The organism is Hoeflea ulvae, from assembly GCF_026619435.1.
Classification (GTDB): Bacteria; Pseudomonadota; Alphaproteobacteria; order Rhizobiales; family Rhizobiaceae; genus Hoeflea; species Hoeflea ulvae.
Map to the genome: position 1 here is coordinate 2,710,456 of NZ_JAOVZQ010000001.1, position 25,202 is coordinate 2,735,657.

Sequence of the window (25,202 nt, forward strand, 5' to 3'; positions counted from 1 at the left end):
TACAGGGCGGCTGGCTGGCTAATAATTTCGCATTTGCATGTTTATAATTCACCCAAAAAGCCCAATTAAGCACCATTCATTTTTCGTTATACCAAATGGTAGATCCGCGCGGATACCAAATGGTACAATGTTTTGTTTTTTTTGTTGTTTTTTCCTTAACAATTCATTTTCCTCTTGATTCGGTTGTCCTCGTTCGATTTGATTTGATCAACACCTTAGATGACAGTGTCGGGTCTTCATGCAGCCATGTAGAGCTTGACGTTTTACTGAGGGAAGACTGTGCGCAATGTCGGCATGATTTAAAGCTGTGTTTTTGTGTAAATGCCGTCGGCCCGGGTTCCGGGTTTCAGATCGGCGACGGGGTATGGGGTGAAGCGATGAGATTGAACCAGGTCAAACCGAAGCGGTAAATCAGGCCAATGGGGCCGGTCCGCTCAAAGCAACGGCAGGTTGCCGGATAGCCCAGGCAGCAGCCGGGCTTGCTGCAGGCGGCCAGGGCGCAAGCCAACCATAAAACAAAAAGTCGAAATGCAACAATGACGGCAACGCGGTTGCCGTCACGGAGAAAAGCTGTGCCCGCTGCAAGCAGCCGGCACTGGACGTGAATGACTATAACAGTTCAGTAGGGATGGCATCATGTACAGACTCGTAATTCGCACCCTGTGGCTATTATTCGCGCTGATCGGTGTCTTTCTGATCGTACAGCCGACAGGGACCGTTGGACAGCTTATCATCGCCCTGTCCGTCATAACCATGCTGGCCTTGATCTCCGTGGCACGGCTTGACGGAGGATGGAGACATATCTTCCTCGCCTTCGCTTCCATCATCGTGTTGCGCTACGCCTATTGGCGCACCACCAACACGCTGCCGCCATTCGACGATCTGTATTCGATCGTGCCGGCGCTCATCCTTTATGCAGCGGAAATGTATTGCATCATCATGCTCGGCCTGAGCCTGTTCGTCTTTTCCGATCCGATCAATCGCAAGACCGCGCCTTTGCCGGCTGAAAATGATCTGCCGACGGTCGATGTATTCGTTCCGTCCTACAATGAGGACGTCGATATCCTGGCGCTGACATTGTCCGCCGCCAAGGCCATGGAGTATCCCGAGGACAAGCTGCAGGTATATCTGCTCGACGATGGCGGGACCGAGGAAAAGAGAACCTCCTCAGATCCGGAAACCGCTGCGGCGGCTATCGCCCGCGGCAGGAAACTGAGCAAGCTGTGCGACGATCTCGGTGTCATCTATCATGCCCGCGCAGCCAATATTGATGCAAAGGCAGGCAACCTCAACGGCGGGCTTTCGGTCTCCAGCGGAGAGCTGATTGTCGTTTTCGACGCCGACCATGCTCCGGAGAAATGTTTTCTCGCCGAAACGATCGGGTACTTCCACGAGGATCCGAAACTGTTTCTGGTTCAGACCCCGCATTTCTTCGCCAATGCCGATCCGATCGAACGCAACCTCGATACCTTCTCGGCCATGCCTTCCGAAAACGAGATGTTCTACGCCCGGATCCAGAAGGGGCTTGATCGGTGGAACGCGTCCTTCTTCTGCGGCTCTGCCGCGGTTCTGCGCCGCAACGCGCTCGAGCAGGTCGGCGGCTTTGCCGGCGTGACCATCACCGAGGATTGCGAAACCGCGCTGGAACTGCACGGCCGGGGCTGGAACAGCATCTATGTCGACAAGCCGATGATCTACGGCCTGCAGCCCGAAACGCTGAGCAGTTTCATCGGTCAGCGGTCGCGTTGGTGCCAGGGCATGATCCAGATCCTCCTGCTCAAGAACCCGCTGACGCGGCCCGGGCTCAACTTTGCCCAGCGGCTTTGCTATCTGTCGAGCAACCTGTTCTGGATGTTCCCCTTTATCCGGCTGGTGTTCCTGGCCGCGCCGATCCTGTTCATCATCTTCGACATGAAGATCTACATCGCGTCGATCGGCGAGTTCTTCGCCTACACCATGACCTATCTGGTCGTCGGCGAGATGATCCGGACCTATCTCTATGGCACGGTCCGCTGGCCCTGGGTGTCCGAACTCTACGAATATATCCAGACGATATATCTGTTGCGGGCAATCGTGAGCGTTCTGCTCGCGCCGACCCGGCCGACCTTCAACGTCACCGCAAAGGGCGACGCGGTCAACGAGGAACGGCTGTCGGAACTCGCGACACCCTATCTTGCCATCTTCGTGGTCCTGATCCTGTCCCTGGGCATTGCCGGCTATCGCTACCAGACAGAGCCGGAAATTGCCGGTCTGCTTCTTGTGGTGGGCGCGTGGAACCTGTTGAACCTCATCATCGCCGGTGCGGCGCTCGGCGTGGTGGTCGAGCGCAAGTCCGAGGAAGGCGCGCAAAGAACCAAGACCGAAGTCCTCTGTGACCTGGTGGTCGGCACGGACAGGATTCCTGTCGTCCTGTCGGAATTGTCCACCTCGGCCGCAAAGCTTCGGCTCCGGTCGACTGATCAGCAATCATTGTTGCGCAGCGGCGCCGAGGCCTTCATCAGTCTGCCCCGGCAGCGTGCGGATGCCCCGGCGTCGACGCTTCGGGTGAGCTTCAAGCGAGGCGACTATGACGGGTTGAAAACCCTCAAGGTCGCACTCAGCCCCGATGCCGAAGACTACGCCAACATCAGTGCTCTGATCCTTGGCGATCTGGGCAAGATCCGCCAGGAACGCGAAGAACGCCGGCGCCGTCGCAGCGTCGTGTTTGCGAGCCTGAAACTGATCGCCTGGGCTCTCGTGTCGCCACCAAAGGCTTTCTGGATGGCCCTGTTCAAGAGCAACAGCAATGGCGAGGAGGCTGTGGCCAACAGCTCGGCTCACTCTGTTGCCCCCCAATTAACCCCCAAAGCGGAGGTGGCGTGATGACCTTTTCCATCAAATCCAAACACCTGCTCAAGGCTGCCCTGGGTGCCGGCGTGCTGCTGTCGTCCTTCAATGTGAACCCGGCCTTTTCGCAAGCCGCATTCAATCTGGCTTCCCAGCCGAGTGCACGGACGCCGGTGTCGGCGGCGCTCAAGCCGTTCTCCGCCGATACGCGGGATCTGTTCTTCAGCGGAGAAAGCAATTTCCGCGAGTTCACCTTCTACGCATTGCCGGAGGAAACCGCAGGCGAGAACAAGCTGATCCTGACCTTGCAGAGCGCGATATCGAACACGCCGGACCAGTCGCGCATGGCGGTCTATGTCAATGATGTCGAAATCGGAACGGTGCCCCTGGCGGGCGAGAAACGCACCATCGCGCTGCCGGTCAATCCCGGCCTCATCCAGCCCGGCTTCAACTCCGTCACATTGCTGGTTGACCAGTTTCACCGGGTCGACTGCTCGGTGGCGGCAACCTATGAGCTGTGGACCCAGATCGATCCCCAGATGAGCGGGTTCTCCTTTTCCTCCAGGCCCAAAAGCATGGGCGGGATTGCCGATCTCGCGTCGATCGCCGGGACCGACAACGGCAAGACCCAGATCACCGCGCTCTATCCGGCCGGATCGTCGATGAAGACTGCCGACATGCTGGTGGAAACCATCAACGCGATGTCGATCGCTGCCCATTTCGACCACCCCGATGTCAGCTTCAATACGGTCCCCGGCAAGGGACCCGGCATCGATGTTGCCATCGGCACGCCGCAGATGGTGCGGTCCCTGTTCGGCGACGATCCTGCGCTGTCGGCTGCCGGCCCCGGAATCTACGTCACCGGCTCCGAAGAGGGCGAGCGCATGCGCCTGGTGATAGCGGGCCGGTCAACCGAAGAGATCGGCGCCCATATTGCCGCCTTCCGCGCCCAGTTGAGCCAGGGCCGGGACGTCGGCACGCCGCAGGGCCTGCGCGCGCTCAGAAAGCTCGAAGGGCTGGAACTGCAACCCAGCAGCAATGTGAGTTTTTCCGATCTGGGAATCGATCTGCGCTCCTTCACCGGCCGCTATTTCCAGCAATCGGTGAACTTCAGAATGCCGAATGATTTCTATCCGGGAGACTACGGCAAGGCCCAGGTCCGCCTCAATGCGCTTTATGCAGCGGGACTGTCCAAGGGCGCGGAGCTCCTGATCAAGCTCAATGACTTCACCGTTTCCAGAATCTCGCTGGGCGCGAGCCGCAACGGCCTCATTTCCGAGCAGCAGTTGCCCATTCCGTTCAGCGCCTTCCGGCCCGGCGAGAACACGTTCTCGATCGAAGCCCGGCTTCCGGCCCCCGTTGATGACAATTGCGATCCGACGCGGGTCGGCGGTGGGGCCGGGCGGTTGCGCATCATGGGTGATTCCTATCTGGGTCTGCCGGATTTTGCCCGAATTGGCCGCTATCCCGACCTTGCGGCAGTCAATTCGCAGTTCAGCCAGTTCGTCAGCCGTCCGGACGCCGCCCCGCTGGCGGTGCTGGTTCCGCGCTCCGACCTTTCGGCCATGAGCGCGGCGGCGAGCTTCTTCGCCAAGCTGGCCTATGCGTCGAAGTCGGTTTTCCCGACCCGGTTCGTCACTGACATTCCGCAGGACGCGGATGCGGCACTCGCTGCATTTGGCTCCTATGACACGCTTCCCTTTGATTTTCTTCGTCAGATGAACGTCGACTTCTCGCTTTCGCAAACGGTGGCCAGCGTATCCTCTCCACTCAGTGTCGAGCCGCTTGCGCCCTTTGCCAGTGACGACATCTCTCTGGGGCTCAACACCACCTATTCCCCGCTCGCATCGGGGACCAGGGAAATTGCCGTCCTGGAAAAGGCAAAGGGAGTTGCAAGCGACTATTACGGCCGCTTCGTCGCCTCTGGCGCCGAATATTTCGAGATGGGGCGGAACACCACCTACAAGGTGATCAACAAGCTGCGCGGCAATGTCGAGCTGTTGACGTCGCCGGTCAAGCAGGAGCCTGTCTTCTCGCCGTCGCCAGACGCCGTCATGGTGATTGCCCAGCGCAAGAACCCGTCGGGCGAGGCGGCATGGACACTGTTTGCGTCCAAGCGGGGCGAGGAACTCCACGATTCGCTTCTGACCATGACGCATCGCTCTGTGTGGAGCCGGCTGGGCGGTACCGTGCAGTCGATCACCGAAAACGGCGAATTCGTGGACAAGGTCGAGACCACGGACGCGTCGTTCTTCATGACCCAGCCACCCGAGGTGTCCAATCTCCGGCTGATCGTGGCGGCGTGGCTGTCCACCAACACCGACAAATATGTCTTCGCGGTCATGGGCACCTTCGGATTTCTCGGCGTGTTCACCCATCTGACGCTGCGCCAGGCGCGGAGGCGGCGGCGATGATGAAGCTGTTGCCGCCAACGCTTCTGGCGATCTTTGCCGCACCGATCCTCTGCGTCCTTGCATTGAGCACGCAGGCCGCAGCATCCGAGCGTGACGTGCTGCCGTCCGATTATGTCAGCGGGGCATGGCATTACTACATCACCAAATTCGTCGAGCCGTCCGGCCGGGTGATCGACAATGTCAACGGCAATGTCAGCCACAGCGAAAGCCAGGGCTATGGCATGCTCCTCTCGGTGGCAGCCGATGACCGGGTCAGTTTCGACCGGATCTGGTCATGGACGCAATCCAACCTGCTGATCCGGACTGACGGGCTTGCCGCCTGGCGTTGGGATCCGCAAGGCGATCCCCATGTCAAGGATCTCAACAACGCCACCGATGGGGATCTCCTGATCGCATGGGCTCTGCTCAGGGCCTCGCGCAAATGGGGAGACATGTCGCATCAGGCGGCTGCAGCCAGGATCGTGGCGGCCGTCAACCGGTCGCTGGTGGTCGACAGCAGTTTCGGTCCGGTGCTGCTGCCCGGGATCGAGGGATTTGACGGGGCGTCCGGCGCGGCAGGCCCGGTCGTCAATCTCTCCTATTGGGTTTTCCCCGCGATCGATGAACTCGGTGTCGCCTTTCAGGACTTCCCGTCACGCGATCTCATCGCATCGGGCATCAAGCTGATCGAGGCGGCGCAGTTCGGTCCGTCGAAGCTTCCGGCAAACTGGATTTCCGTGGCTTCGGACGGGCAGATCGAACCTGCGCCGGGCTTCGAATTGCTGTTCGGCTACGATGCCGTGCGCATCCCGCTTTATCTGGGCTGGTACACCAAAAGCCCATCCGCTCTGCTCGTCCCGTTTGAAGATGCCTGGGTGTCGGGCAAGGGAACGTCCATCAAGGTGATCGACCTTGAGAGCGGCAATCCCGTCGGGGCGATGACCGATCCCGGCTACCAGGCGATCGTCGACCTGGTCCAGTGCAGCCGTGGCGCGCTTCCTGCCGTTGCGCGGAAAAGGGGGTTCGACCCCATCGACTACTATCCGTCCACACTTCAACTCCTAAGTGTCCTTGCCATTTCCGAGAGGTATCCCAAATGTCTAATCAGTCAGTCTTGAGGATATTGATCCTGTCCGGCACAGCCTTGACAGTGTCTCTGGCCACAGCGCAGTCACTCTATACGCCGACAGTCTATCCATCCTCCGCCGTTTCGTATGAACCGATCGCCCCCATTGCAGCCCCGCAGTGGCAGGCCCCGGGTGGCCAGGCTCTGGCCCTGGCCGATCAGGGCAATCCTGCGGTACTGCCTGCAGGCAATGGCTGGGCAGCCGCGCCCGGCCAGCCGGCCACGGTTCCGGTCCTGCTGCCCGGCGCCCATGCGCAGCAACCGGTACAGCCCACGATCCAGCCGGTGCAAATGCAGGTCACGGCGCTGGCCAAGGCGGGTGCGCCGGTCTTCAGTCCTGGTGTCCAGCCATCTGCCCAGGCCCTGGCGGGTGTCGAGCCGGCACAAGCCAATCCGTTTGCTGCAAGCCCGTTTGGGGACCCTGCGGGACAGGCGCCGCAGACCACCGACAACCCTTTCGTATCGGCTTCGCTGCCGCCCGAACAGGCCGCCCCTCCCAGGCCCAATGCGGCTCCCTTCCTGCTCAACCAGTCCGACCGTGCCGCCCTGCAGCAGGAGGCCGGGGAGGCAGCCGCCCATGAGGAAGTCGACATCGGGGCATTGCGCTATTATGCCAGCAAGCGCGACCTTCCGAGAGTGGGCGCGGAAATGCGCCGGTTGAAACTCTCCCACCCCGGATGGGAGCCGCCGTCGGACCTGTTCTCGCCGCAGAACAATGTCGATGAGCAGCCGCTATGGGACCGGTTTGCCCTGGGCGATTATTCCGGCGTCCGCGCACGGATTGCCAATTACAAGAGCGTCAACCCTGAATGGAACCCGTCGGAGGAGCTGAGCTCCAAATTGCTCACTGCCGAGGCGCGGCTGAGCCTTGAGCGCGCCTTTGCATCCGGCAACGGGGCCGAGGTGATCAGCATCGCCAGCTCCCGCCCCGAGCTTCTGGTCTGCAACCAGATGCAGACATTGTGGAATGTGGGTGAAACGCTGGCGCGCATGCAGGAATATGCCCGCGCGTTCGAGCTGTACAAATACATTCTGACAAATTGCGACAATCCCTCCGAGCGGCTGGCGACGGTTCAGAAACTGAGCCTCGTGCTCCCTGAACCGGGTATCAGCGCGCTGATCGCAATGGGCAGGATCCTTCCGGACGGGACATCGGAATTCGAGGATGTCAGTTTCAACCCGCTCCGGAGCGCCATGGGCAAGGTCAGTGCTGGTGATGACCTTCTGGCGCCGCCGATTTCCGAAGCCGAGTTGCGGCGGTTCGCGGCCTTTGTTCAGCGTCATCAAAAGGCCGAGGATGCCGGCCTGTTTGGCTGGTACTATTTCAGCAAGCAGCAATATGACGCGTCCCACGCATGGTTTTCCGCAGCCAGCTACATCAAGAAGGATCCGAAGCTTCTCGAAGGTGTGATCCTGTCGCTTCGCAGACTGGACAGGACCAAGGAGGCGTTCGACTTCGCCCGCAAGACCCGCGACCTGTCACCGGATCTGTCAGTCCAATATGTGCAGATCATTGCCGAGGCCCTGACCAAGGAGGACTCCGACCTGAAGCTCAGCGACGAGGAATTCTCCGAGTATCAGGAGATCGTCTCCAAAACTGAATCCGCACTCGGCGCCCAGGCCATCGGCTGGAGCCTGGTGGCGAAAAAGGATTACCGCGACGCGCGGGAATGGTTTGGCAATTCGGTGGATTGGGAAATCAGCAAGGGTGGCGTCATCGGGCTGGCAGTTGTTGCCTCGCGTTTGCGTCACTACAAGACGCTTGCATCGATACGCAGGAAATATGGCGACCAGTACGACGAACTGTCGAGAATCCGCTAGACCAGGCGAACTCCGCCGTCAAAACCAGTCACGGGTTGCATTCAGGCTGAGCCTGCTTGTGACCCGTGACTGTGTTGCGGACAAGCCCGGCGCGCCAGAGCGGACAGCCGGTCCTGGATCGGCTCTATGTGACGCGGGCGGGCAGGGCACCTTGTCCTGTTGTCCTAATCGCGGGAAGCGGCAACGACCTCCACGGTCCGTCACGGGTGGCTGTGAACCGGCATTGCGACCCGACCACGGAGCATGACCGGCCGGAGTGGGCTGGCAGCACATTCCCACGCACCAGGCTTGCCTGGTCATCCTGTGGCGCAAGACGTCACGTCGCTGTCCGCGCGGAGATAGGCGCTGCCGGGTGCTTTTGCTGCAGAAAAACCCAAACTAGCATGAACGCGCTCTGGGATGCCGAGTTTCAAATCCGAAAGGTCGCTGAGGCGACAAGTCTCTGGCTTTTGGTGGTGAGCGCGCGGGGGTTCGAACCCCGGACCTACTGATTAAAAGTCAGTTGCTCTACCAGCTGAGCTACGCGCTCCCATGCCTTGATCGACGCATTTGCGTGACAGGGCCGAGTGGCGCGGAACATAGGGAGGCATCTGCCCATGGTCAACCGCAAAACCATCGGGATCCTTCGGTTTTTTCCGCGCACTTTGCGGTTGCAGAAAAACCGCTGTGCAAGCCTCTTCCGGAGAGCGTGAGGCGCCAGCCTGCGACTAATGCCGGCCGGTCGGATCACGTTTTGCACTCCAAATCGTGACTGGCGCTGCAGCATTCGGGCGGCTAGACAGACAATCAAAGCCGCGGCGACCGGTTCGGGTCATGCGCATTTCTGACATCAGAGGATTCCCGGTTTCGTGATGATTGCCGACATACCGCTTCTCACCGTCTTGCTGGCGGGCGCCCTGTCGTTCCTGTCGCCCTGCGTGCTGCCGCTGGTGCCGCCTTATCTGTGCTACATGGCGGGCGTCTCGGTGGAGGATTTCCGCGGCGGGGCGGCCAGGGCATCCGACACGCGGCGCGCGGTGTTTGTCGCCTCGCTGTTCTTCACCCTCGGCTTTGCCACGGTGTTCGTGGCCCTTGGCGCCGGCGCGTCGAGCATTGGCGGCGTGCTGCGCCAGCATATGGACCTGCTGGCCAAGCTCGGCGGTGTGGTCATCATCCTGATGGGGCTGCATTTTCTGGGCCTGTTCCGGATCGGCCTGCTGGCGCGCGAAGCCCGCTTTGCCGGCGGCGGCAAGCCTGCCACGCTGTCAGGCGCCTATCTGATGGGCCTGGCCTTCGCCTTTGGCTGGACGCCCTGCATCGGACCGGTGCTCGGCGCCGTGCTCGGCGTGGCTGCAGCGCGCGAGACTGTCAGCTCCGGCGCCATGCTGCTGGCGGCCTATTCGCTCGGCCTGGCGGTGCCGTTTTGGATTGCCGCGCTGTTTTCCGAACGCTTCATGCGCTTCACCCAGAAATTCCGCCAGCATCTGGGCACGGTCGAAAAGCTGACCGGCGCGCTGCTGGTGCTGACCGGGATCCTGTTCCTGACCGGCGGCATGGCGACGATGGCCTATTGGCTGCTCGAAACTTTCCCGGCGCTGGGCAGCATCGGCTGATCCCCCGGGGTGGTCAGCGCCGACGTCTGGCTGCCAGCAACAGGCCTGCGAGAACGGTGACGATGCCGATGGCGTGGTGCCGTTCGAATGGCTCGCCGAGCACCAGCACAGCCAGGCCGACGCCATAGGGCGGCAGCAGATACATGAACACGCTGGCTGTCGAGGCGCCAAGCCGGGCCACGCCATACTGGAAACCCGAAAACGCCAGCAGCGATGAAAACAGCACGATGCCGGCAATGCCGCCCCAGGCCGACCAGCTTTGCGGCATCAGACCACCCGATAGAAATTCCCACAGCGCAAAGGGCGCCAGCAGTATGGCGCCGGCAAGCGTGACCACCGCAAACAGCGCAGGCCCTGGAATGGCGGCGGTGCGCGGGCCCTTGAGCAGAACCGAATAACCGGCCCAGGACAGGGCGGCAAAGATGAAGATGAGGTCCCCGCGATTGAACGCGGAATGGATGATGGTGCCCAGATCACCCTTGAGCACGATAATGGCGACGCCGAGAAAGCCGAGCACAATGCCGGCGATCTCGCGCCAGCTCGTCGGACGGCCGAAAAACAGTCTTTCGAGAATGATCACGATCAGCGGCGAGGTGGTGTAGATCAGCGTGCCGTTGGTGGCGGTGGTGAACTGCAGCGCGTAATAGACACCGGCGCCGCAGATCCACATGCCCAGAAATCCCAGCACCAGCCAGTGCACCGGCGAGGTGGTGACATAGCTGCGCACCTTGGGGCGCGCCATCCATAAAAACGGAAACAGCACCAGCGCGGCCGCCGTCCAGCGCAGGAAGGCAAGTGTGAACGGCGCCACTTCGGAAATGGTGTATCGCCCGAAAATCAGGTTCGAGGCAAAGAACAACGGTGTCAGCAGCATCACCGTGATTGGCACGAAGCGAGCCAATCCGGTCTGGCTGGGGGATGAAGTGTCTGGGGTCACGGGGCTTCCAAATCATGGCCGGATGTGCATCAAAGGGCCATAGGCCGGATCAGGTGCTATAGGGTCCGGCAACGGTAAACAAGCGATTCGACAAAGAGGTGATGGAATGGCGCGAACATGTCTGGCAGTCGTGCTTGCAGCGGGTGATGCAACACGGATGAAATCCTCCAAATCCAAAGTGTTGCACACGGTCGGAAACCTTCCGCTGATCGCGCACGTGACCCGGGCGGCCGCTGCGGCCGGCGTGGGCAAGGTTGCGCTGGTGGTCGGCCGCGATGCCGAGCTTGTCACCGACGCTGCCGGGGCCGGGCTTGATGTTCCGGTCACCCCTGTGGAGCAGACCGAGCGTAAGGGCACGGGCCATGCGGTGCTGATGGCGCGGGACGTGATCAGCGAAGGCTTTGACGACGTCGTGGTGCTGTATGGCGACGCGCCGCTGATCAGCCCCGACAGCCTCACGGCCGCGATTGATCAACGCGCACAGGGCGCCGACGTGGTGGTGCTGGGCTTTCGCGCCGCCGATCCCACCGGCTATGGCCGGTTGATCGAAAAAGACGGCGAGCTTGTCGCCATCCGCGAGCACAAGGAAGCCAGCGAAGATGAACGCGCCATCGATTTCTGCAATGGCGGCGTGATCACCTTTTCGGGGCCCGAAGCCGTGAGCCTGCTCGAAGCCATCGGCAATGCCAACGCCAAGGGCGAATATTACCTCACCGACATTGTCGAGATTGCCCGCGTCCGTGGCCTCAAATGCGTGGCCATCGAGGCGCCGGAAGAAGACATGATGGGCTGCAACACCCGCGCCGAACTGGCCGAGATCGAGCAGGTCTGGCAGGCGCGCGCCCGCCACGCCGCCATGCTGTCGGGCGTGAGCATGATCGATCCGGCGAGCGTGTTTTTGTCCTTCGACACGCAACTGGGCAATGACGTGCTGATCGAGCCCAATGTCTGGTTCGGGCCCGGCGTCCGCGTCGGCGCCGGTGCCGTCATCCACGCCTTCTGCCACCTCGAAGGCGCTGATGTCGGACCATCGGCGGTGATCGGACCCTTTGCGCGGCTGCGTCCGGGCACCGAACTTGGCGAAAAGGCCAAGGTCGGAAATTTCTGCGAAACCAAGAAGGCAAAAATCGGCGACGGCGCCAAGGTCAATCACCTAAGCTATGTCGGTGACGCCGTGATCGGCAAGGCCGCCAATATCGGCGCGGGCACCATCACCTGCAATTATGACGGCCAGAACAAGCATCTGACCGAAATCGGGGCAGGGGCCTTCATCGGGTCGAATTCCTCCCTGGTGGCGCCGGTCCGGATCGGCGACGGCGCCTTTGTCGGATCGGGCAGCGTTGTCACCATGGATGTTCCTGACGACGCGCTGGCGATTGCTCGTGCGCGGCAGGAGACCAAGCCGGGCCGGGCTGCACGGCTGAGGGAGAAGATCGCCGCCATCAAGGCGCTAAAATCGGCGTCGCGTCATCAATAGGGCGGAACAGGCCGGTTACGCGGTGTCACCAAAATTGAGCGGGCCTGCAGCAACAGGGCACTGGCCTAACCAGGCGTTGCTGCGTATGAGCTTTGCCAACACTTTAAGCAGGAGAAGTCCATGTGCGGCATAGTCGGGATTGTTGGCAGACAGCGTCAGGTGGCGCCACTGCTTGTGGACGCGCTCAAGCGGCTCGAATATCGCGGCTATGATTCCGCCGGTGTTGCCACCATTCATGACGGTCATCTCGAACGCCGCCGCGCCGAGGGCAAGCTCGCCAATCTCGACCGCAGGCTCGGCGAGGAGCCGCTGGCCGGGCTGATCGGCATCGGCCACACCCGCTGGGCAACCCATGGCGCACCGACGGAAAGCAATGCGCATCCGCATTTCTGCGAAGGCGTCGCCGTGGTCCACAATGGCATCATCGAGAATTTTGCGCCCTTGCGCAGCGAACTGCTTGCAAACGGCGCGGAATTTCACAGCCAGACCGACACCGAGGTGGTGGCGCAATTGCTCTCGTCCTACCGCAGGCAGGGCATGACACCGCGCGACGCCATGCAGAAGGCCTTGTCGCTGCTCGAGGGCGCCTATGCGCTGGCGGTACTGTTTGAGGATCATCCTGACATGATTCTGGGCGCCCGCTCCGGACCGCCACTGGCCGTGGGACACGGGTCGGACGAGATGTTCCTCGGCTCCGACGCAATCGCGCTGGCGCCGTTCACCGACGAGATCACCTATCTCAATGATGGCGACTGGGTGGTGATCACCCATGACGATCTCGAAATCTATGACGTATCCGGAGAGCGCGTCGAGCGCCCGAGCCAGATCTCGCGCGGCACCGCCTATGTGGTCGACAAGGGCAATCACCGGCATTTCATGGAGAAGGAAATCTATGAGCAGCCGGAAGTGGTCTCGCATACGCTGAGCCACTACATCGATTTCGCCGAAGGCCGGGTCAAGCTGGATGCCGCCCAGATCGATTTCGCCAATCTCGACCGCCTGGCCATGTCGGCCTGCGGCACCGCCTTTTACGCCGGGCTGGTCGGCAAATACTGGTTCGAGCGCTATGCGCGTCTGCCGGTGGAAATCGATGTCGCCTCGGAATTCCGTTACCGGGAAATGCCGCTGCCGGGCAAAATGGCTGCCCTTTTCATCACCCAGTCGGGCGAAACCGCCGACACGCTTGCGTCCTTGCGCTATTGCAAGGACAACGCGCTGACCATCGGCGCGATCGTCAATGTGCGTGAATCGACGATCGCGCGCGAATCCGATGCGGTTTTCCCGACGCTGGCCGGTCCCGAAATCGGCGTGGCCTCGACCAAGGCGTTTACCTGCCAGCTGTCGGTGCTGGCAGCGCTGGCAATGATCGCCGGACGGGCGCGCGGCACGCTGACACTGGAAGACGAGACCGGGATGGTGCAGGCGCTGGTCGAGGCGCCACGGCTGTTCAACGATGTGCTCAAATCGGTCCAGCCGCAGATCGAGACGCTGTCGCGCGAGCTGTCGCGGTTCAAGGATGTGCTTTATCTCGGACGCGGCACCAGCTTTCCGCTGGCGCTCGAAGGCGCGCTCAAGCTCAAGGAAATTTCCTATATCCACGCCGAAGGCTATGCCGCGGGTGAGCTCAAGCATGGTCCGATTGCGCTGATTGACGAGAACATGCCGGTGATCGTGATCGCGCCGCATGACCGGCATTTCGAAAAGACCGTCTCCAACATGCAGGAAGTGGCCGCCCGCGGCGGTCAGATCATCCTGATCACCGACGAAAAGGGTGCGGCGGCGACCACGCTCGAGACGATGTCCACCATTGTCCTGCCTGTGGTCGACGATATTGTCGCGCCGCTGCTCTATGCGCTGCCGGTGCAGCTGATTGCCTATCACACAGCCGTTTTCATGGGCACCGATGTCGATCAGCCGCGCAATCTGGCCAAATCCGTCACGGTTGAATAGGGCGCTTGCAGCCCCGAAACGGCTATCGTGCACAAGGCGCTTGTTTTGCCGGGTGGACGATATCTATATAGGGGTGCAGTGCAACACCGTGCGTGATCAGCCAGAGGCAAGATGAACGATGACTGAGAAGCAAAAACGGCCAGCCGCGCGATTGCGGCTGCGAAACTATTTTCTGACCGGCCTGATCATCGTGGCGCCGATCGCCATTACCGCCTATCTCACCTGGTCGTTCATCCTCTGGGTCGATGGCTGGGTCAAACCCTATATTCCGCAGGCCTATAATCCTGATCACTATCTGCCCTTCGCGGTGCCGGGCTTCGGCTTGCTGACGGCCCTGTTCGTGATCACCATGATCGGCTTCCTGACTGCCAACCTGGTCGGACGCACCATCGTCTCCTTCGGGGAGTCGCTGCTCGACCGGATGCCGCTGGTGCGCAGCCTCTACAAGGGGTTGAAGCAGATTTTCCAGACGGTGCTGGCCGAACAGAGCAGCTCGTTCAAGCAGGCCGGCCTGATCCAGTATCCGCGGCTGGGACTGTGGTCGATTGTCTTTATTGCCACCGACACCAAGGGCGAAGTCGATCATCGTCTTCCCGGTGAGGATTCGATATCGGTGTTCCTGCCGACAACGCCCAATCCGACCTCGGGATTTTTGCTGTTCGTGCCGCGCAAGGACATCATCATTCTCGACATGAGCGTCGAGGAAGCTGCCAAGATGGTCATTTCTGCCGGACTGGTGTCACCGAATTTTCCGAAAACACTGCCGGTCAAGTCCAAAGGCTGAAACGGCCCTCCGGGCCCTGGCCTCAGCATGGGACGGCCTCAACCGGCCCGAAGGAAGCGGATCGCCTCATCGCGCCGCATCAGGTAGAGCAGCATCCGCAAGGCCGCGCCGCGCGGTTGTGACAGTGCCGGATCGGTCTCCAGCACGTTGCGTGCATCGGTCCGGGCAATTTCCAGCAGGTCGCCATGGACTGCCAGATCAGCCAGCCGGAAGCCCGGCAGGCCCGACTGTCGGGTGCCCAGAACTTCGCCTTCACCGCGCAGCTTGAGATCTTCCTCGGCAATCCGGAACCCGTCCTCGGTTTCGCGCAGCACCGAGAGCCGCGCACCCGCGGTTTCGCCGAGCGGGCCGTGATAAAGCAGGATGCAGCTTGACGCACCGTCGCCCCGGCCAACCCGGCCGCGCAACTGGTGCAATTGCGCCAGACCGAAGCGTTCGGCATGTTCGATCACCATGATGGTGGCGTCCGGCACGTCGACGCCGACCTCGATCACGGTGGTGGCCACCAGCAGCCGGGTCTGTCCGCTCTTGAAGGCGGTCATGGCCTGGTCCTTCTCGTCCGACGTCATCCGGCCATGGACCAGCGATACGAACGGCGCCAGCGCGGGCCCGAAGGCCTTGGAGAGGATGGCATGGCGGCTTTCCACCGACATCAGGTCGCTTTCTTCCGAATCCTCGACCAGTGGGCAGATCCAGTAGGCCTTTTTGCCCTCGCTGACCGCGGACTTCAGCCGGTCGATGATGTCGCCCAGCCGATCGTCGGGAATGGTGACTGTCGCGATCGGCTGCCGGCCGGCGGGTTTTTCGGTGAGCTTGGAGACATCCATGTCGCCAAAGGCGGCCAGCACCAGCGTGCGCGGTATCGGCGTCGCCGTCATCACCAGCATGTGCGGCGCGGTGCCCTTGGCGGTCAGCCGCAGCCGCTGATGAACGCCGAAGCGATGCTGCTCGTCAACCACGGCCAGGGTCAGGTTGGAATAGATCACGGTCTCCTGAAACAGCGCATGGGTGCCGATGACGATCTGCGCCGCGCCGGATTCGATCCGTTCCAGCAGCTCCGCTCGCTCGCGGCCCTTGGCGCGCGAGGTCAGCACCACGACCTCGATGCCGGCGGCTTCGGCCATCTTGCTGATGGTGGCGTAATGCTGCCGGGCCAGGATTTCCGTCGGCGCCATCAGCACGGCCTGACCACCGGCCTCGACCGCATCGGCCATGGCCAGCATTGCCACGGCGGTCTTGCCCGAGCCGACATCGCCCTGCAGCAGGCGCAGCATGCGGTCGGATCCGGCCATGTCGCCGAGTATCTCGGACACCGATCTCTGCTGGCTTTCGGTCAGCGAAAACGGCAGTGCCTGCAGGATCGCCTGCCGCAATTTGCCTTCGGCGAGCACCGGCTGGCCCGGAAGCTTGCGCAGGGTCTGGCGCACCAGCGCCAGCGACAATTGACCCGCCAGCAGCTCGTCATAGGCCAGGCGGCGGCGCACCGGCGTCTGCGGCTCGATATCATGGGGCGAGTCGGGGTGATGCAATTGCCGCACCGCATCGGCGAAGGATGGAAAACTGTCCCTTGTCACCAGATGCGGATCGGCCCATTCGGGGAGGTCCGGCAGGAGTTCAAGCGCGGCCTCGATCGACCGGCGCAGGATCTTGGGCGACAGGCCCGCGGTCAGCGGATAGACCGGCTCAATCAGCGGAAAGCCGGGGATATCGGCTTCGGCGATAATGTGGTCCGGATGAACCATCGACGGCCGCCCATTGAACCATTCGACCTTGCCGCTGATCAGCACCGTGTCGCCGACGGGCAGCAGCTTTTCGAGCCAGGCCTGCTTGGAATGAAAGAAGGTGAGCGCCATTTCACCAGTTTCATCATGCACATAGACCCGGTAGGGCGCGGATTTGCGGCCCGGCGGCGATGGCTGGTGGCGATCGATCCGGACCTTCAGCGTGGCGATGACGCCTTCGGCGGCGAACGCGATCTCGGATTTGGCGGAGCGGTCGATCAACCCATGCGGCGGCAGCAGCACAAGATCAAGCGCGCGGGTGTCCTCCGGCGATTCCCGTTCGGTGACGCGCGCCAGCGCCTCGGCCAGCTTGGGGCCGATTCCAGGCAGGCTTTCGACGGTTTTGAACAGGGGATCGAGCTCGAGCGGACGCATCGTTCCAGATGAACTGCAAAATTGCCTGAAACGCAAGGCTGACATTTGCCCGGCGACAGGATATGGAAACCATCCAACCGATAAAGGCTCATCATGACCGGAACAACTCGTTCAAGCGCTGACCTTGATCCGCGCCGCCGCCGCATTCTTGTCCGGGCGTGGCGCCGTGGCATCCGCGAGATGGACCTGGTGATCGGCGGCTTTGCCGATGCGGAAATCGGAACACTTGACGAAGCCGAACTCGACCAGCTGGAACAGCTGATGGCCGAGGAAGACGCCGATATCTTTCGCTGGGTGACGGGCGAGGCGGAAACACCGGACCGGTTCCGCACCGCGATGTTTGACCGGATAAGGGCCTATGTGCCCGATTTCGAACCATCGGCGGCGGACCCGGAAAGCCAGGCCGGCCAGTCATGAAGCCAGTGATTCCGGTCGCATTGATTGCGGAGGCGCGCACGCCGGTCACCCTGTCGGGCGTGCCGCACGGCATGGAAGCCCTGGCGCTGGCCGAGCTGGCGCGGTCGGCCGGGCCGCTGGCCTATATCATTTCCGACGGCCAGCGCATGGCTGATCTGGAGCAGAACCTGGGGTTCTTCGCGCCCGACATCCCGGTGATGAGCCTGCCGGGCTGGGACTGCCTTCCCTATGACCGCGTCTCGCCGGGTGCCGACATTTCGGCGCGGCGGCTCGCCGCCTTGTCGGCGCTGGCGCAGTTTCCGGACAACCCGCATCCGGCCATCGTGCTGGTGACCGTCAACGCCATCCTGCAGCGCGTTCCTCCCAAGTCGGTGGTCTCGGCGCTGGGGTTCTCGGCCAAGGCCGGCAACCGGTTGAAGATGGAGGATCTGGCAGGCCGGCTCGCCCAGCACGGGTTCGAACGGGTGGATACGGTTCGCGAAGTCGGTGAGTTCGCGGTGCGCGGCGGTATTCTCGACGTCTTCGTGCCGGGTGCCGATGAACCCGTGCGGCTGGATTTCTTCGGCGATACGCTCGAAAGCGTGCGCCATTTCGATCCTGCCTCGCAGCGCACCACATCGCAGGCCAAGGAATTGTCGCTCAACGCCATGAGCGAAGTCACGCTTGCGCCGGAAACGATCAGCCGGTTCCGCACCAATTATCTCGCCCGCTTCGGCGCCGCGACACGCGACGACGCGCTCTATGTGGCGATCAGCGAGGGCCGCCGCTATCCCGGCATGGAACACTGGCTGCCGCTGTTTCACGACGAGATGGAAACGGTATTCGACTATCTGACCGGCTTCCGCATCGCCGGCGACCACATGCTGACCGAGGCCGCCAGCGAGCGCCGGGCGCAGATCGTCGATCACCATGGCGCGCGGATCGCGGCGCAATCGATCGACAAGGGCAAGAGCGTCCACGCCACGCCCTACAAGGCGATCGATCCGGACCTGCTCTATCTCGACATGGCCGAATTGCGGGCCGAGCTGGAAGCGCGAAACGCCATCCGGGTGACGCCGTTTCATGAGCCCGAAAACGCCGCGCGCCGGGTGATCGAGCTCGACACCGCCACCGGACCGCGCTGGGCGGCGGACGCCGAGGCCGACAAATCCGCCGAGAGCGGCCGCGTCAACCTGTTCGAAAAGCTGGTCGCCCATGTCGGGGCCAAGCGAAGCCAGGGCCGCAAGGTCCTGATCACCGCCTGGACCGAAGGCTCGCTCGACCGGCTGCTGCAGGTTACCGGTGAGCACGGACTCGAGCGAGTCGTGCGGGTCAATCACCATGCCGACCTCGACAAGTTGAAGCCGGGTGAGGCGGCAGCGGCGGTGCTCGCCATTGAAGGCGGCTTCGAGATCGACGATCTCGTCGTGATCGGCGAGCAGGATGTGCTGGGCGACCGGCTGGTCCGCCGATCCAAACGCAAGCGCCGCGGCGCGGACTATATCTCCGAGGTGTCCGGCCTCGACGAGGGCAGCTATGTCGTCCACGCCGAACACGGCATCGGCCAGTTCATCGGCTTGCGCACCATCGAAGCCGCCGGCGCGCCGCATGCCTGCCTGGAACTGCATTATGCCGGCGATGCCAAGCTGTTCCTGCCGGTTGAAAACATCGAGCTGCTGACCCGCTACGGGTCTGACAGTGCCGAAGTGCAGCTTGACCGGCTTGGCGGCGTCGCCTGGCAGTCGCGCAAGGCCAAGCTGAAGAAACGGCTGCTCGACATGGCCGAGGGGCTCATTCGCATTGCCGCGGAACGGCACATGCGCAAGGCCTCGGTACTGGACGCGCCGGAGGGGCTGTATGACGAGTTTGCCGCCCGCTTCCCCTATGACGAGACCGAAGACCAGATGGCGGCGATCGACAAGGTGCGCGAAGATCTTGCCGCCGGGCAGCCGATGGACCGCCTGATCTGCGGCGATGTCGGCTTCGGCAAGACCGAAGTGGCGCTCAGGGCCGCCTTCATTGCCGGCATGAACGGCGTGCAGGTGGCCGTAGTGGTGCCGACGACGCTGCTGGCCCGGCAGCATTTCAAGACATTCACCGAACGCCTGCGCGGCTATCCGGTGCGGATCGCACAGGCCTCGCGTCTGGTCGGCGCCAAGGAACTGGCCCAGACCAAGGCGGAGCTCGCCTCCGGCAAGACCGACATCGTCATAGGCACGCACGCATTGCTGGGTTCCTCGATCCAGTTCGCCAATCTCGGGCTGCTGATCATCGACGAGGAGCAGCATTTCGGCGTCAAGCACAAGGAGCGTCTCAAGGAGCTCAAGAGCGACGTGCATGTGCTCACCCTGTCGGCAACCCCGATCCCGCGCACGCTGCAGCTTGCCATGACCGGGGTGCGCGAATTGTCGCTGATCACCACGGCGCCGGCCGACCGGATGGCGGTGCGTACCTTCATTTCGCCGTTCGACCCGGTGACCATCCGCGAGACCCTGATGCGCGAGCATTATCGCGGCGGCCAGAGTTTTTATGTCTGTCCGCGCGTTTCCGATCTCGAGGATATCGCGGCATTCCTGCGCACGGACGTGCCGGAACTGAAATTCGCCGTCGCCCACGGGCAGATGAGCCCGGGCGTGCTCGATGACATCATGAACGCATTCTATGACGGCCAGTATGATGTGCTATTGTCGACGACCATCGTCGAATCCGGTCTCGATGTGCCGACCGCCAACACGCTGATCGTCCACCGCGCCGACATGTTCGGCCTGGCCCAGCTCTACCAGCTCCGCGGCCGGGTCGGACGGTCCAAGGTCCGCGCCTTCGCGCTGTTCACGCTGCCGGTCAACAAGACCCTGACGGCAACGGCCGACAAGCGGCTCAAGGTGCTGCAATCGCTCGATACGCTCGGCGCCGGCTTCCAGCTGGCAAGCCATGATCTCGACATTCGCGGCGCCGGCAATCTGCTGGGCGAGGAACAGTCCGGCCATATCAAGGAGGTCGGCTTCGAGCTCTATCAGAACATGCTCGAAGAGGCCGTCGCCGAGGTGCGCGGCGAGGACGAGGTGGTCGACACCGGCTGGTCGCCGCAGATCACCGTCGGCACCCCGGTGATGATCCCCGAAAACTATGTGCCCGACCTGCATTTGCGACTTGGCCTGTACCGCCGGCTCGGCGACATCACCGATGTGGCCGATATCGACGGATTTGGTGCAGAACTGATCGACCGCTTCGGTCCGCTGCCGATCGAGGTTCAGCATCTTCTGAAGATCGTGTTCATCAAGGCGCTGTGCCGCAAGGCCAATGTCGAAAAACTCGATGCCGGGCCGAAGGGCGTTGTGGTGCAGTTCCGCAACAAGGAATTCGCCAATCCGGCTGCCCTGGTGGGCCACATCTCCAAGCAGGGATCGCTGGCCAAGATCCGCCCCGACCAGAGCATCGTCTTCATCCGCGACCTGCCAACCCCCGAGAAGCGCCTCACCGGGGCGGCAGTGGTGATGACGCAGCTTGCAGAGCTTGCGGGCTAATCCCGTCCCTTGAACGCGAAAAGCCCCGACCTTGCGGACGGGGCTTTTGCGCGACTGCCTGGCGCCCGACGGAGTGTCAGCGCCGATGGCTATCGCGGGGGGCCTTGAAGCTCTGGGCCAGCGGGGGGAGCTGACCTGGCCTTAAGACCTTGGGATCGACCAGAGCGAGGGGCCGGGTGGAGGGGAGCCGGCACCCATCGCATCTCTGGTCTTATTTGTAGTGCGGCGAACCGTCGTTGTTGGCACGGTCATAGATGACCTGCTCGTTCGAAGTGTCGCCGACCGAAGCCGTGGCTGTGTAGTCGATGCCGCCCTGCTGCGGGGCTTCGAAGCTCGGCGAACCGTCGTTGTTGGCACGGTCATAGGTGACCAGGTCGTTGGACGTGCCGACAGCGTAATTGGCGCTGCCCTGTGCGGCAGGGAAATCATATGCATCGAGTGCGGTCGAGTCGGCAAATGCGCCGGTGGAGGCAGCAACGGTCAGGCCGAGTGCGATAAGAAACTTGTTCATTGTATAGTCCTTTCAGTTTTCATTTCCGCGTCTTGGGAGGACAGCGTCAGTCTGTTTCGTTCGTGGTTCGGGGTGACAATGGCCGGGCCTCGATAAGGTTCCTGAGCCATTTCATTCCCGCCATCACGGATGTGTGATCAGCAGAAAAGGAGGGCAGGACCGGACAGGAGGGAAAACCGGCCCTGCAATCTCTTGTGCTTAGCGGGCGAAGCTTGGCGAACCGTCATTGCCGGCCCGGTTGTAGATGACCTGCTCGTTCGAGCTGTCGCCGACCGAAGCGGTGGCCGTGTAGTCGACGCCACCCTGCGGGGCCTGGAAGCTCGGCGAACCGTCATTGTTGGCGCGGTCATAGCTGACCAGGTCGTTGGAAACGCCGACGGCGTAGTGCGCGGAACCCTGCGCGGCAGGAACGTTGTAGGCGTCGAGGGCCGAGGAAGCGGCAAAAGCGCCGGTGGAAGCTGCGAGGGTCAGGCCGAGTGCGATGATGAGCTTGTTCATGGTCGTTGTCCTTGTGTGTGTTTGCGTTGTCTTCAATCTTGGTGGGAAGTGTGCGGTCCGTTGTGTTGTCCGGGCCGCGCCGTTCCGATGACCTAGAAATGGGCCTGTCGCCGATGACATGCGAACCACATGGACGTGATCGCGGCGTGCGAGATATGTGACCGTAAAAGACCGGAAATCCGGTCAATTCTAGAATACCCCGCAATTTCAATAACCTAGATCGATATTGAGGCGCCAAGGCCGCGCCATTGTCAACGTCACATAACCGCAGCGTTCACTGACGGCTAACCATCAGATTTTCAAAAGCCCGGAATGCGGGCCTTTGCAATTTTGAATTTTCTTTCGGGAAATTCTCACCATGCTGCGCTGCGTGATGGATATGGGGCCGGATCTCACGCCCGATCACGCAATGCGTGATCGCCGCTTACCGGAAGTGATGAAAATGCGAGCCATATCTGGGCTTTCCACGCGCATCCGGCCATGAAAAACCCCGGCATCGGGGAATGCCGGGGCGCTTATCCGTCAAATGCGCGTCAGGTCGGGAGCCGGACACTCAATTCGGCATGTCGGACCCGTCGGGCGCGGCGTCGGGCTGCTGCTTGCTCTTTTCAAGCACCACCTTGCGCATGGCGTCTGCCAGGGCCGGGCCGGATTGCGCCCCGACCAGCGCATATTGCATGTCGATGATGAAGCACGGCACTCCGGTGACACCCATCTGCCGCGCCTGGTCAATCTCGGCGGTGATGGTGTCGCGGTCGGCGTCGCCTGCCAGCAACCTTTCGACGACTGGCCTTTCCAGCCCGACCTGCTCGCCTGCTTCGGCCAGCACTGCATCGTCGCCGATGTTCTTTCCCTCTTCGAAATAGGCCTTGAACAGCACCTCGACCATTCTGTCCTGCGCATCAAGACCGAGCGAGCTGGCCCATCGGATCAGCCGGTGGGCGTCGAGCGTGTTGGCCGAGACCGGGATCTTGTCGAAGGCAAAGGGGATGTTTTCGTCCGCGCCGGCTGCGCGCACGGCGGCATAGGCCTGTGTCGCGCCCTCGGCACCGCCGAACTTGTCCTCAAGATATTGCTGCCGGTCCTTGCCTTGTTTCGGCAGGGTCGCATCAAGCTGATAGGGACGCCAGCGGATTTCGACATCGATCTCGCCGGCCACTTCTTCCAGCGCGGCTTCGAGCCGGCGCTTGCCGATATAGCACCAGGGGCACATGACGTCGGATACGACGTCGATGGTCAGGGAGGGAGTGGTCATGGAGATTGCCTCTTTATGTCTTGCAGCGTTTTGCAGCTCAGGGTTTGGCCGATGTATCCCACCAGGCCGGCAGATAGTAGCCGTAAAGCGGCGGGTCACCTTCCGGCGCGGCAATGCGGCTGCGGTGCGCCACCCGGGCCGTGCCCAGGTGAAACGCCGGGATCACATAATGCCCGGACATCAGCACCCGGTCGAAGGCGCGCACCGAGGATCGGAAGTCATCGGCTGTGCGGGCATTGAGCATGGCGTCGATGGCCGCGTCGACGGCCGGGCTGGCAACGCCGGCGAAGTTGAAAGAGCCCTCGCGGTCACGCGATGCCGATCCCCAGCGCGTCAGTTGCTCGGCACCGGGGGACAACGACGAGGTGAAGGACTTCATGATCATGTCGTAGTCGAAGGTCTGGGAGCGCTGCTGGTATTGCGCGTCATCGACGGTGCGGATCGACATGGCGATGCCAAGTGCAGCCAGCGACCGCTGAAAGGCCACTGCCAGTTTTTCCTGGCCTTCATTCTGCGTCATCAGGTCGAAGGCAAAGGGCTGGCCGTCCGCCCCCAGAAGCTTGCCGCCCTTGATCTGGAACCCGGCTTCCTGCAGCAGCGTCAGCGCCGCGCGCTGCACCTTGCGGTCGCTGGCGGAGCCGTCGGTCACCGGCAGGGTCCAGGTGCCGTCAAGAATGTCGGCGGAAACGGCATCGGGGAAGGGGGCAAGGATCTCGCGTTCGCGCTGATCGGCGGGCTTGCCGTAGCTCGACAGCTCCGAACCGTCCCAGAACGAGTGGGTGCGGGTGTAGCTGTTGTTGTAGAGACTGCGATTGGCCCATTCGAAATCAAACAGCAGCGTCAGGGCGCGGCGCACGCGCACATCCTGGAACAATGGACGCCGGGTGTTGAAGACGAAGCCATACATGCCCGACGGCGTCTTGCTGACATATTCCTTGCGGATGACCTCGCCATTGGTGACCGCGGGAAAATCATAGGCGCGCGTCCAGTTGGTGGCGCTGCCGTCGGGGTAGATGTCGAAGACCCCCTTCTTGAAGGCTTCGAACTGCGCCGTCTCGGAGAGGAAATACTCGACGACGATCTCGTCATAATTGTCGATCCCGCGCTTGAGCGGCAGATCCTTCGCCCAGTAGTCGTCGCGGCGGGAGAAGCTGATGCGCTCTCCCGGCTTGATTTCGCTGATCAGATAGGGACCCGAGCCGATGCCGGGCTCAAGGGTCGACTGGTCGAAGGTTTCGGGATCGGTGGCATGTTCGGGCAGCACCGGCGAAAGCGACAGGATCAGCGGGAATTCCCGGTTGGATTCCTCGTTGAAGGTGAACCGCACCGACAGCTCGCTGATCTTTTCCATCCTGCTCACCCGGTTGAGACGGGTGCTGTAGGGCGGGCGGCCCTTTTCCTTGAGCAGTTCCATGGTGAAGATGACGTCATCGGCGGTCACCGGCTCGCCATCGGACCAGCGCGCGGCGGGATTGATGTTGTACTGGATGAAGCTGCGGTCCTCGTCCCATTCCACCGTCTCGGCCAGCAATCCGTACAATGTGAAGGGCTCGTCCTGGGACCGCTGCATCAGCGTCTCGTAGATCAGGTTGCCGAATTCCGGATCGACCACGCCGCGGGCATGAGTGCGCATGCTCCGGACAATGAACGGCCGGACGCTGTCGAAGGTGCCGACGACGCCATAGGTCACCTTGCCGCCCTTGGGGGCATCGGGATTGACATAGGGCAGGTGGCTGAAATCGGCCGGCAGCGCCGGCTCGCCATGCATGGCGATGCCGTGGACCGGCTCGGCCTGCGCGGGCGGCATCGTGCCCGCCAGCGCGCCAGCCAAGACCACAACAGTTGCCAGCACTCTATTCATAGTCGATCCTCCACAGGATGATGCGGGGTCTTCCGCCGGACCAATGCGGCCGATTCCCTGCCAGAAGATATACGCGGCCCGTCAGCCAAACCACC

At 62.1% G+C, this 25,202-nt stretch carries 16 protein-coding genes and 1 tRNA gene; 10 read left to right on the forward strand and 7 right to left on the reverse strand.

What is annotated here, in order from left to right; genetic code table 11:
- The first annotated feature begins 636 nt into the window (after nucleotides 1-636).
- From bcsA to OEG82_RS12865, 4 genes are read left to right on the forward strand one after another with little or no spacing between them, the layout of a single operon-like run.
- Entirely contained in the window at nucleotides 637-2,862 is a 2,226-nt protein-coding gene (bcsA, locus tag OEG82_RS12850; protein ID WP_267612822.1) for a UDP-forming cellulose synthase catalytic subunit, read from the forward strand.
- Complete coding sequence (locus OEG82_RS12855; protein ID WP_267612823.1) at nucleotides 2,862-5,240, forward strand: cellulose biosynthesis cyclic di-GMP-binding regulatory protein BcsB; 2,379 nt, start codon at nucleotides 2,862-2,864, stop codon at nucleotides 5,238-5,240. The genes bcsA and OEG82_RS12855 overlap by 1 nt, the downstream gene beginning before the upstream one ends.
- Entirely contained in the window at nucleotides 5,237-6,337 is a 1,101-nt protein-coding gene (locus tag OEG82_RS12860; RefSeq protein ID WP_267612824.1) for a family 8 glycosyl hydrolase, read from the forward strand. Before OEG82_RS12855 ends, OEG82_RS12860 begins: the two co-directional genes overlap by 4 nt.
- Nucleotides 6,316-8,166 carry a hypothetical protein gene (locus OEG82_RS12865; RefSeq protein ID WP_267612825.1) on the forward strand — a complete coding sequence of 617 codons (1,851 nt, stop codon included), beginning with the start codon at nucleotides 6,316-6,318 and terminating at the stop codon, nucleotides 8,164-8,166. Before OEG82_RS12860 ends, OEG82_RS12865 begins: the two co-directional genes overlap by 22 nt.
- A gap of 453 nt (nucleotides 8,167-8,619) precedes the next feature.
- Here the strand turns inward: OEG82_RS12865 and OEG82_RS12870 are convergent.
- Nucleotides 8,620-8,695, reverse strand: a tRNA-Lys gene (locus tag OEG82_RS12870).
- Between the two features lie 319 nt (nucleotides 8,696-9,014).
- Here OEG82_RS12870 and OEG82_RS12875 point away from each other — a divergent pair.
- Complete coding sequence (locus tag OEG82_RS12875) at nucleotides 9,015-9,758, forward strand: cytochrome c biogenesis CcdA family protein (RefSeq protein ID WP_267612826.1); 744 nt, start codon at nucleotides 9,015-9,017, stop codon at nucleotides 9,756-9,758.
- Nucleotides 9,759-9,771: 13 nt separating this feature from the next.
- On the opposite strand, the gene OEG82_RS12880 is transcribed toward OEG82_RS12875, so the two are convergent.
- A complete protein-coding gene (locus tag OEG82_RS12880) occupies nucleotides 9,772-10,695 on the reverse strand; it encodes a DMT family transporter (RefSeq protein WP_267612827.1) in 924 nt (307 codons plus the stop codon).
- Nucleotides 10,696-10,801: 106 nt separating this feature from the next.
- Here OEG82_RS12880 and glmU point away from each other — a divergent pair, with 106 nt between their 5' ends.
- From glmU to OEG82_RS12895, 3 genes are all read left to right on the forward strand, one after another.
- A complete protein-coding gene (gene glmU, locus OEG82_RS12885) occupies nucleotides 10,802-12,172 on the forward strand; it encodes a bifunctional UDP-N-acetylglucosamine diphosphorylase/glucosamine-1-phosphate N-acetyltransferase GlmU (protein ID WP_267612828.1) in 1,371 nt (456 codons plus the stop codon).
- 120 nt (nucleotides 12,173-12,292) lie between these two features.
- Nucleotides 12,293-14,122, forward strand: coding sequence for a glutamine--fructose-6-phosphate transaminase (isomerizing) (glmS, locus tag OEG82_RS12890; RefSeq protein WP_267612829.1), 1,830 nt, complete (start codon nucleotides 12,293-12,295; stop codon nucleotides 14,120-14,122).
- Between the two features lie 118 nt (nucleotides 14,123-14,240).
- Nucleotides 14,241-14,906, forward strand: a complete 666-nt coding sequence (locus tag OEG82_RS12895) for a DUF502 domain-containing protein (RefSeq protein WP_267612830.1) — start codon at nucleotides 14,241-14,243, stop codon at nucleotides 14,904-14,906.
- Nucleotides 14,907-14,944: 38 nt separating this feature from the next.
- On the opposite strand, the gene recG is transcribed toward OEG82_RS12895, so the two are convergent.
- Complete coding sequence (recG, locus tag OEG82_RS12900; protein WP_267612831.1) at nucleotides 14,945-17,062, reverse strand: ATP-dependent DNA helicase RecG; 2,118 nt, start codon at nucleotides 17,060-17,062, stop codon at nucleotides 14,945-14,947.
- 93 nt (nucleotides 17,063-17,155) lie between these two features.
- Here recG and OEG82_RS12905 point away from each other — a divergent pair, with 93 nt between their 5' ends.
- Nucleotides 17,156-17,479 (forward strand): FAD assembly factor SdhE, encoded by a 324-nt coding sequence (locus OEG82_RS12905; RefSeq protein WP_267612832.1) that lies wholly within the window; start codon nucleotides 17,156-17,158, stop codon nucleotides 17,477-17,479.
- On the forward strand, nucleotides 17,476-20,982 hold the full coding sequence (gene mfd, locus OEG82_RS12910) for a transcription-repair coupling factor (RefSeq protein ID WP_267612833.1): 3,507 nt from the start codon (nucleotides 17,476-17,478) through the stop codon (nucleotides 20,980-20,982). The genes OEG82_RS12905 and mfd overlap by 4 nt, the downstream gene beginning before the upstream one ends.
- A 211-nt stretch (nucleotides 20,983-21,193) precedes the next feature.
- On the opposite strand, the gene OEG82_RS12915 is transcribed toward mfd, so the two are convergent.
- From OEG82_RS12915 to OEG82_RS12930, 4 genes are all read right to left on the reverse strand, one after another.
- The gene (locus tag OEG82_RS12915; RefSeq protein ID WP_267612834.1) at nucleotides 21,194-21,493 is read right to left on the reverse strand and encodes a hypothetical protein; all 300 of its coding nucleotides are present in this window, start codon (nucleotides 21,491-21,493) and stop codon (nucleotides 21,194-21,196) included.
- Nucleotides 21,494-21,691: 198 nt separating this feature from the next.
- Nucleotides 21,692-21,991 carry a hypothetical protein gene (locus OEG82_RS12920; protein ID WP_267612835.1) on the reverse strand — a complete coding sequence of 100 codons (300 nt, stop codon included), beginning with the start codon at nucleotides 21,989-21,991 and terminating at the stop codon, nucleotides 21,692-21,694.
- Between the two features lie 553 nt (nucleotides 21,992-22,544).
- Nucleotides 22,545-23,246 carry a DsbA family oxidoreductase gene (locus OEG82_RS12925; protein WP_267612836.1) on the reverse strand — a complete coding sequence of 234 codons (702 nt, stop codon included), beginning with the start codon at nucleotides 23,244-23,246 and terminating at the stop codon, nucleotides 22,545-22,547.
- 37 nt (nucleotides 23,247-23,283) lie between these two features.
- Nucleotides 23,284-25,107, reverse strand: a complete 1,824-nt coding sequence (locus OEG82_RS12930; RefSeq protein WP_267612837.1) for an extracellular solute-binding protein — start codon at nucleotides 25,105-25,107, stop codon at nucleotides 23,284-23,286.
- Nucleotides 25,108-25,202: the final 95 nt, after the last annotated feature.

Excerpts from the sequence above, each read along its gene's own strand:
- OEG82_RS12915 (WP_267612834.1), bottom strand. The coding sequence starts at position 21,493 with ATGAACAAGTTTCTTATCGCACTCGGCCTGACCGTTGCTGCCTCCACC.
- bcsA (WP_267612822.1), top strand. The coding sequence starts at position 637 with ATGTACAGACTCGTAATTCGCACCCTGTGGCTATTATTCGCGCTGATC.
- glmU (WP_267612828.1), top strand. The coding sequence starts at position 10,802 with ATGGCGCGAACATGTCTGGCAGTCGTGCTTGCAGCGGGTGATGCAACA.
- OEG82_RS12925 (WP_267612836.1), bottom strand. The coding sequence starts at position 23,246 with ATGACCACTCCCTCCCTGACCATCGACGTCGTATCCGACGTCATGTGC.
- recG (WP_267612831.1), bottom strand. The coding sequence starts at position 17,062 with ATGCGTCCGCTCGAGCTCGATCCCCTGTTCAAAACCGTCGAAAGCCTG.
- OEG82_RS12905 (WP_267612832.1), top strand. The coding sequence starts at position 17,156 with ATGACCGGAACAACTCGTTCAAGCGCTGACCTTGATCCGCGCCGCCGC.
- OEG82_RS12860 (WP_267612824.1), top strand. The coding sequence starts at position 5,237 with ATGATGAAGCTGTTGCCGCCAACGCTTCTGGCGATCTTTGCCGCACCG.
- mfd (WP_267612833.1), top strand. The coding sequence starts at position 17,476 with ATGAAGCCAGTGATTCCGGTCGCATTGATTGCGGAGGCGCGCACGCCG.
- OEG82_RS12895 (WP_267612830.1), top strand. The coding sequence starts at position 14,241 with ATGACTGAGAAGCAAAAACGGCCAGCCGCGCGATTGCGGCTGCGAAAC.
- OEG82_RS12930 (WP_267612837.1), bottom strand. The coding sequence starts at position 25,107 with ATGAATAGAGTGCTGGCAACTGTTGTGGTCTTGGCTGGCGCGCTGGCG.
- OEG82_RS12920 (WP_267612835.1), bottom strand. The coding sequence starts at position 21,991 with ATGAACAAGCTCATCATCGCACTCGGCCTGACCCTCGCAGCTTCCACC.
- OEG82_RS12865 (WP_267612825.1), top strand. The coding sequence starts at position 6,316 with ATGTCTAATCAGTCAGTCTTGAGGATATTGATCCTGTCCGGCACAGCC.
- OEG82_RS12855 (WP_267612823.1), top strand. The coding sequence starts at position 2,862 with ATGACCTTTTCCATCAAATCCAAACACCTGCTCAAGGCTGCCCTGGGT.
- glmS (WP_267612829.1), top strand. The coding sequence starts at position 12,293 with ATGTGCGGCATAGTCGGGATTGTTGGCAGACAGCGTCAGGTGGCGCCA.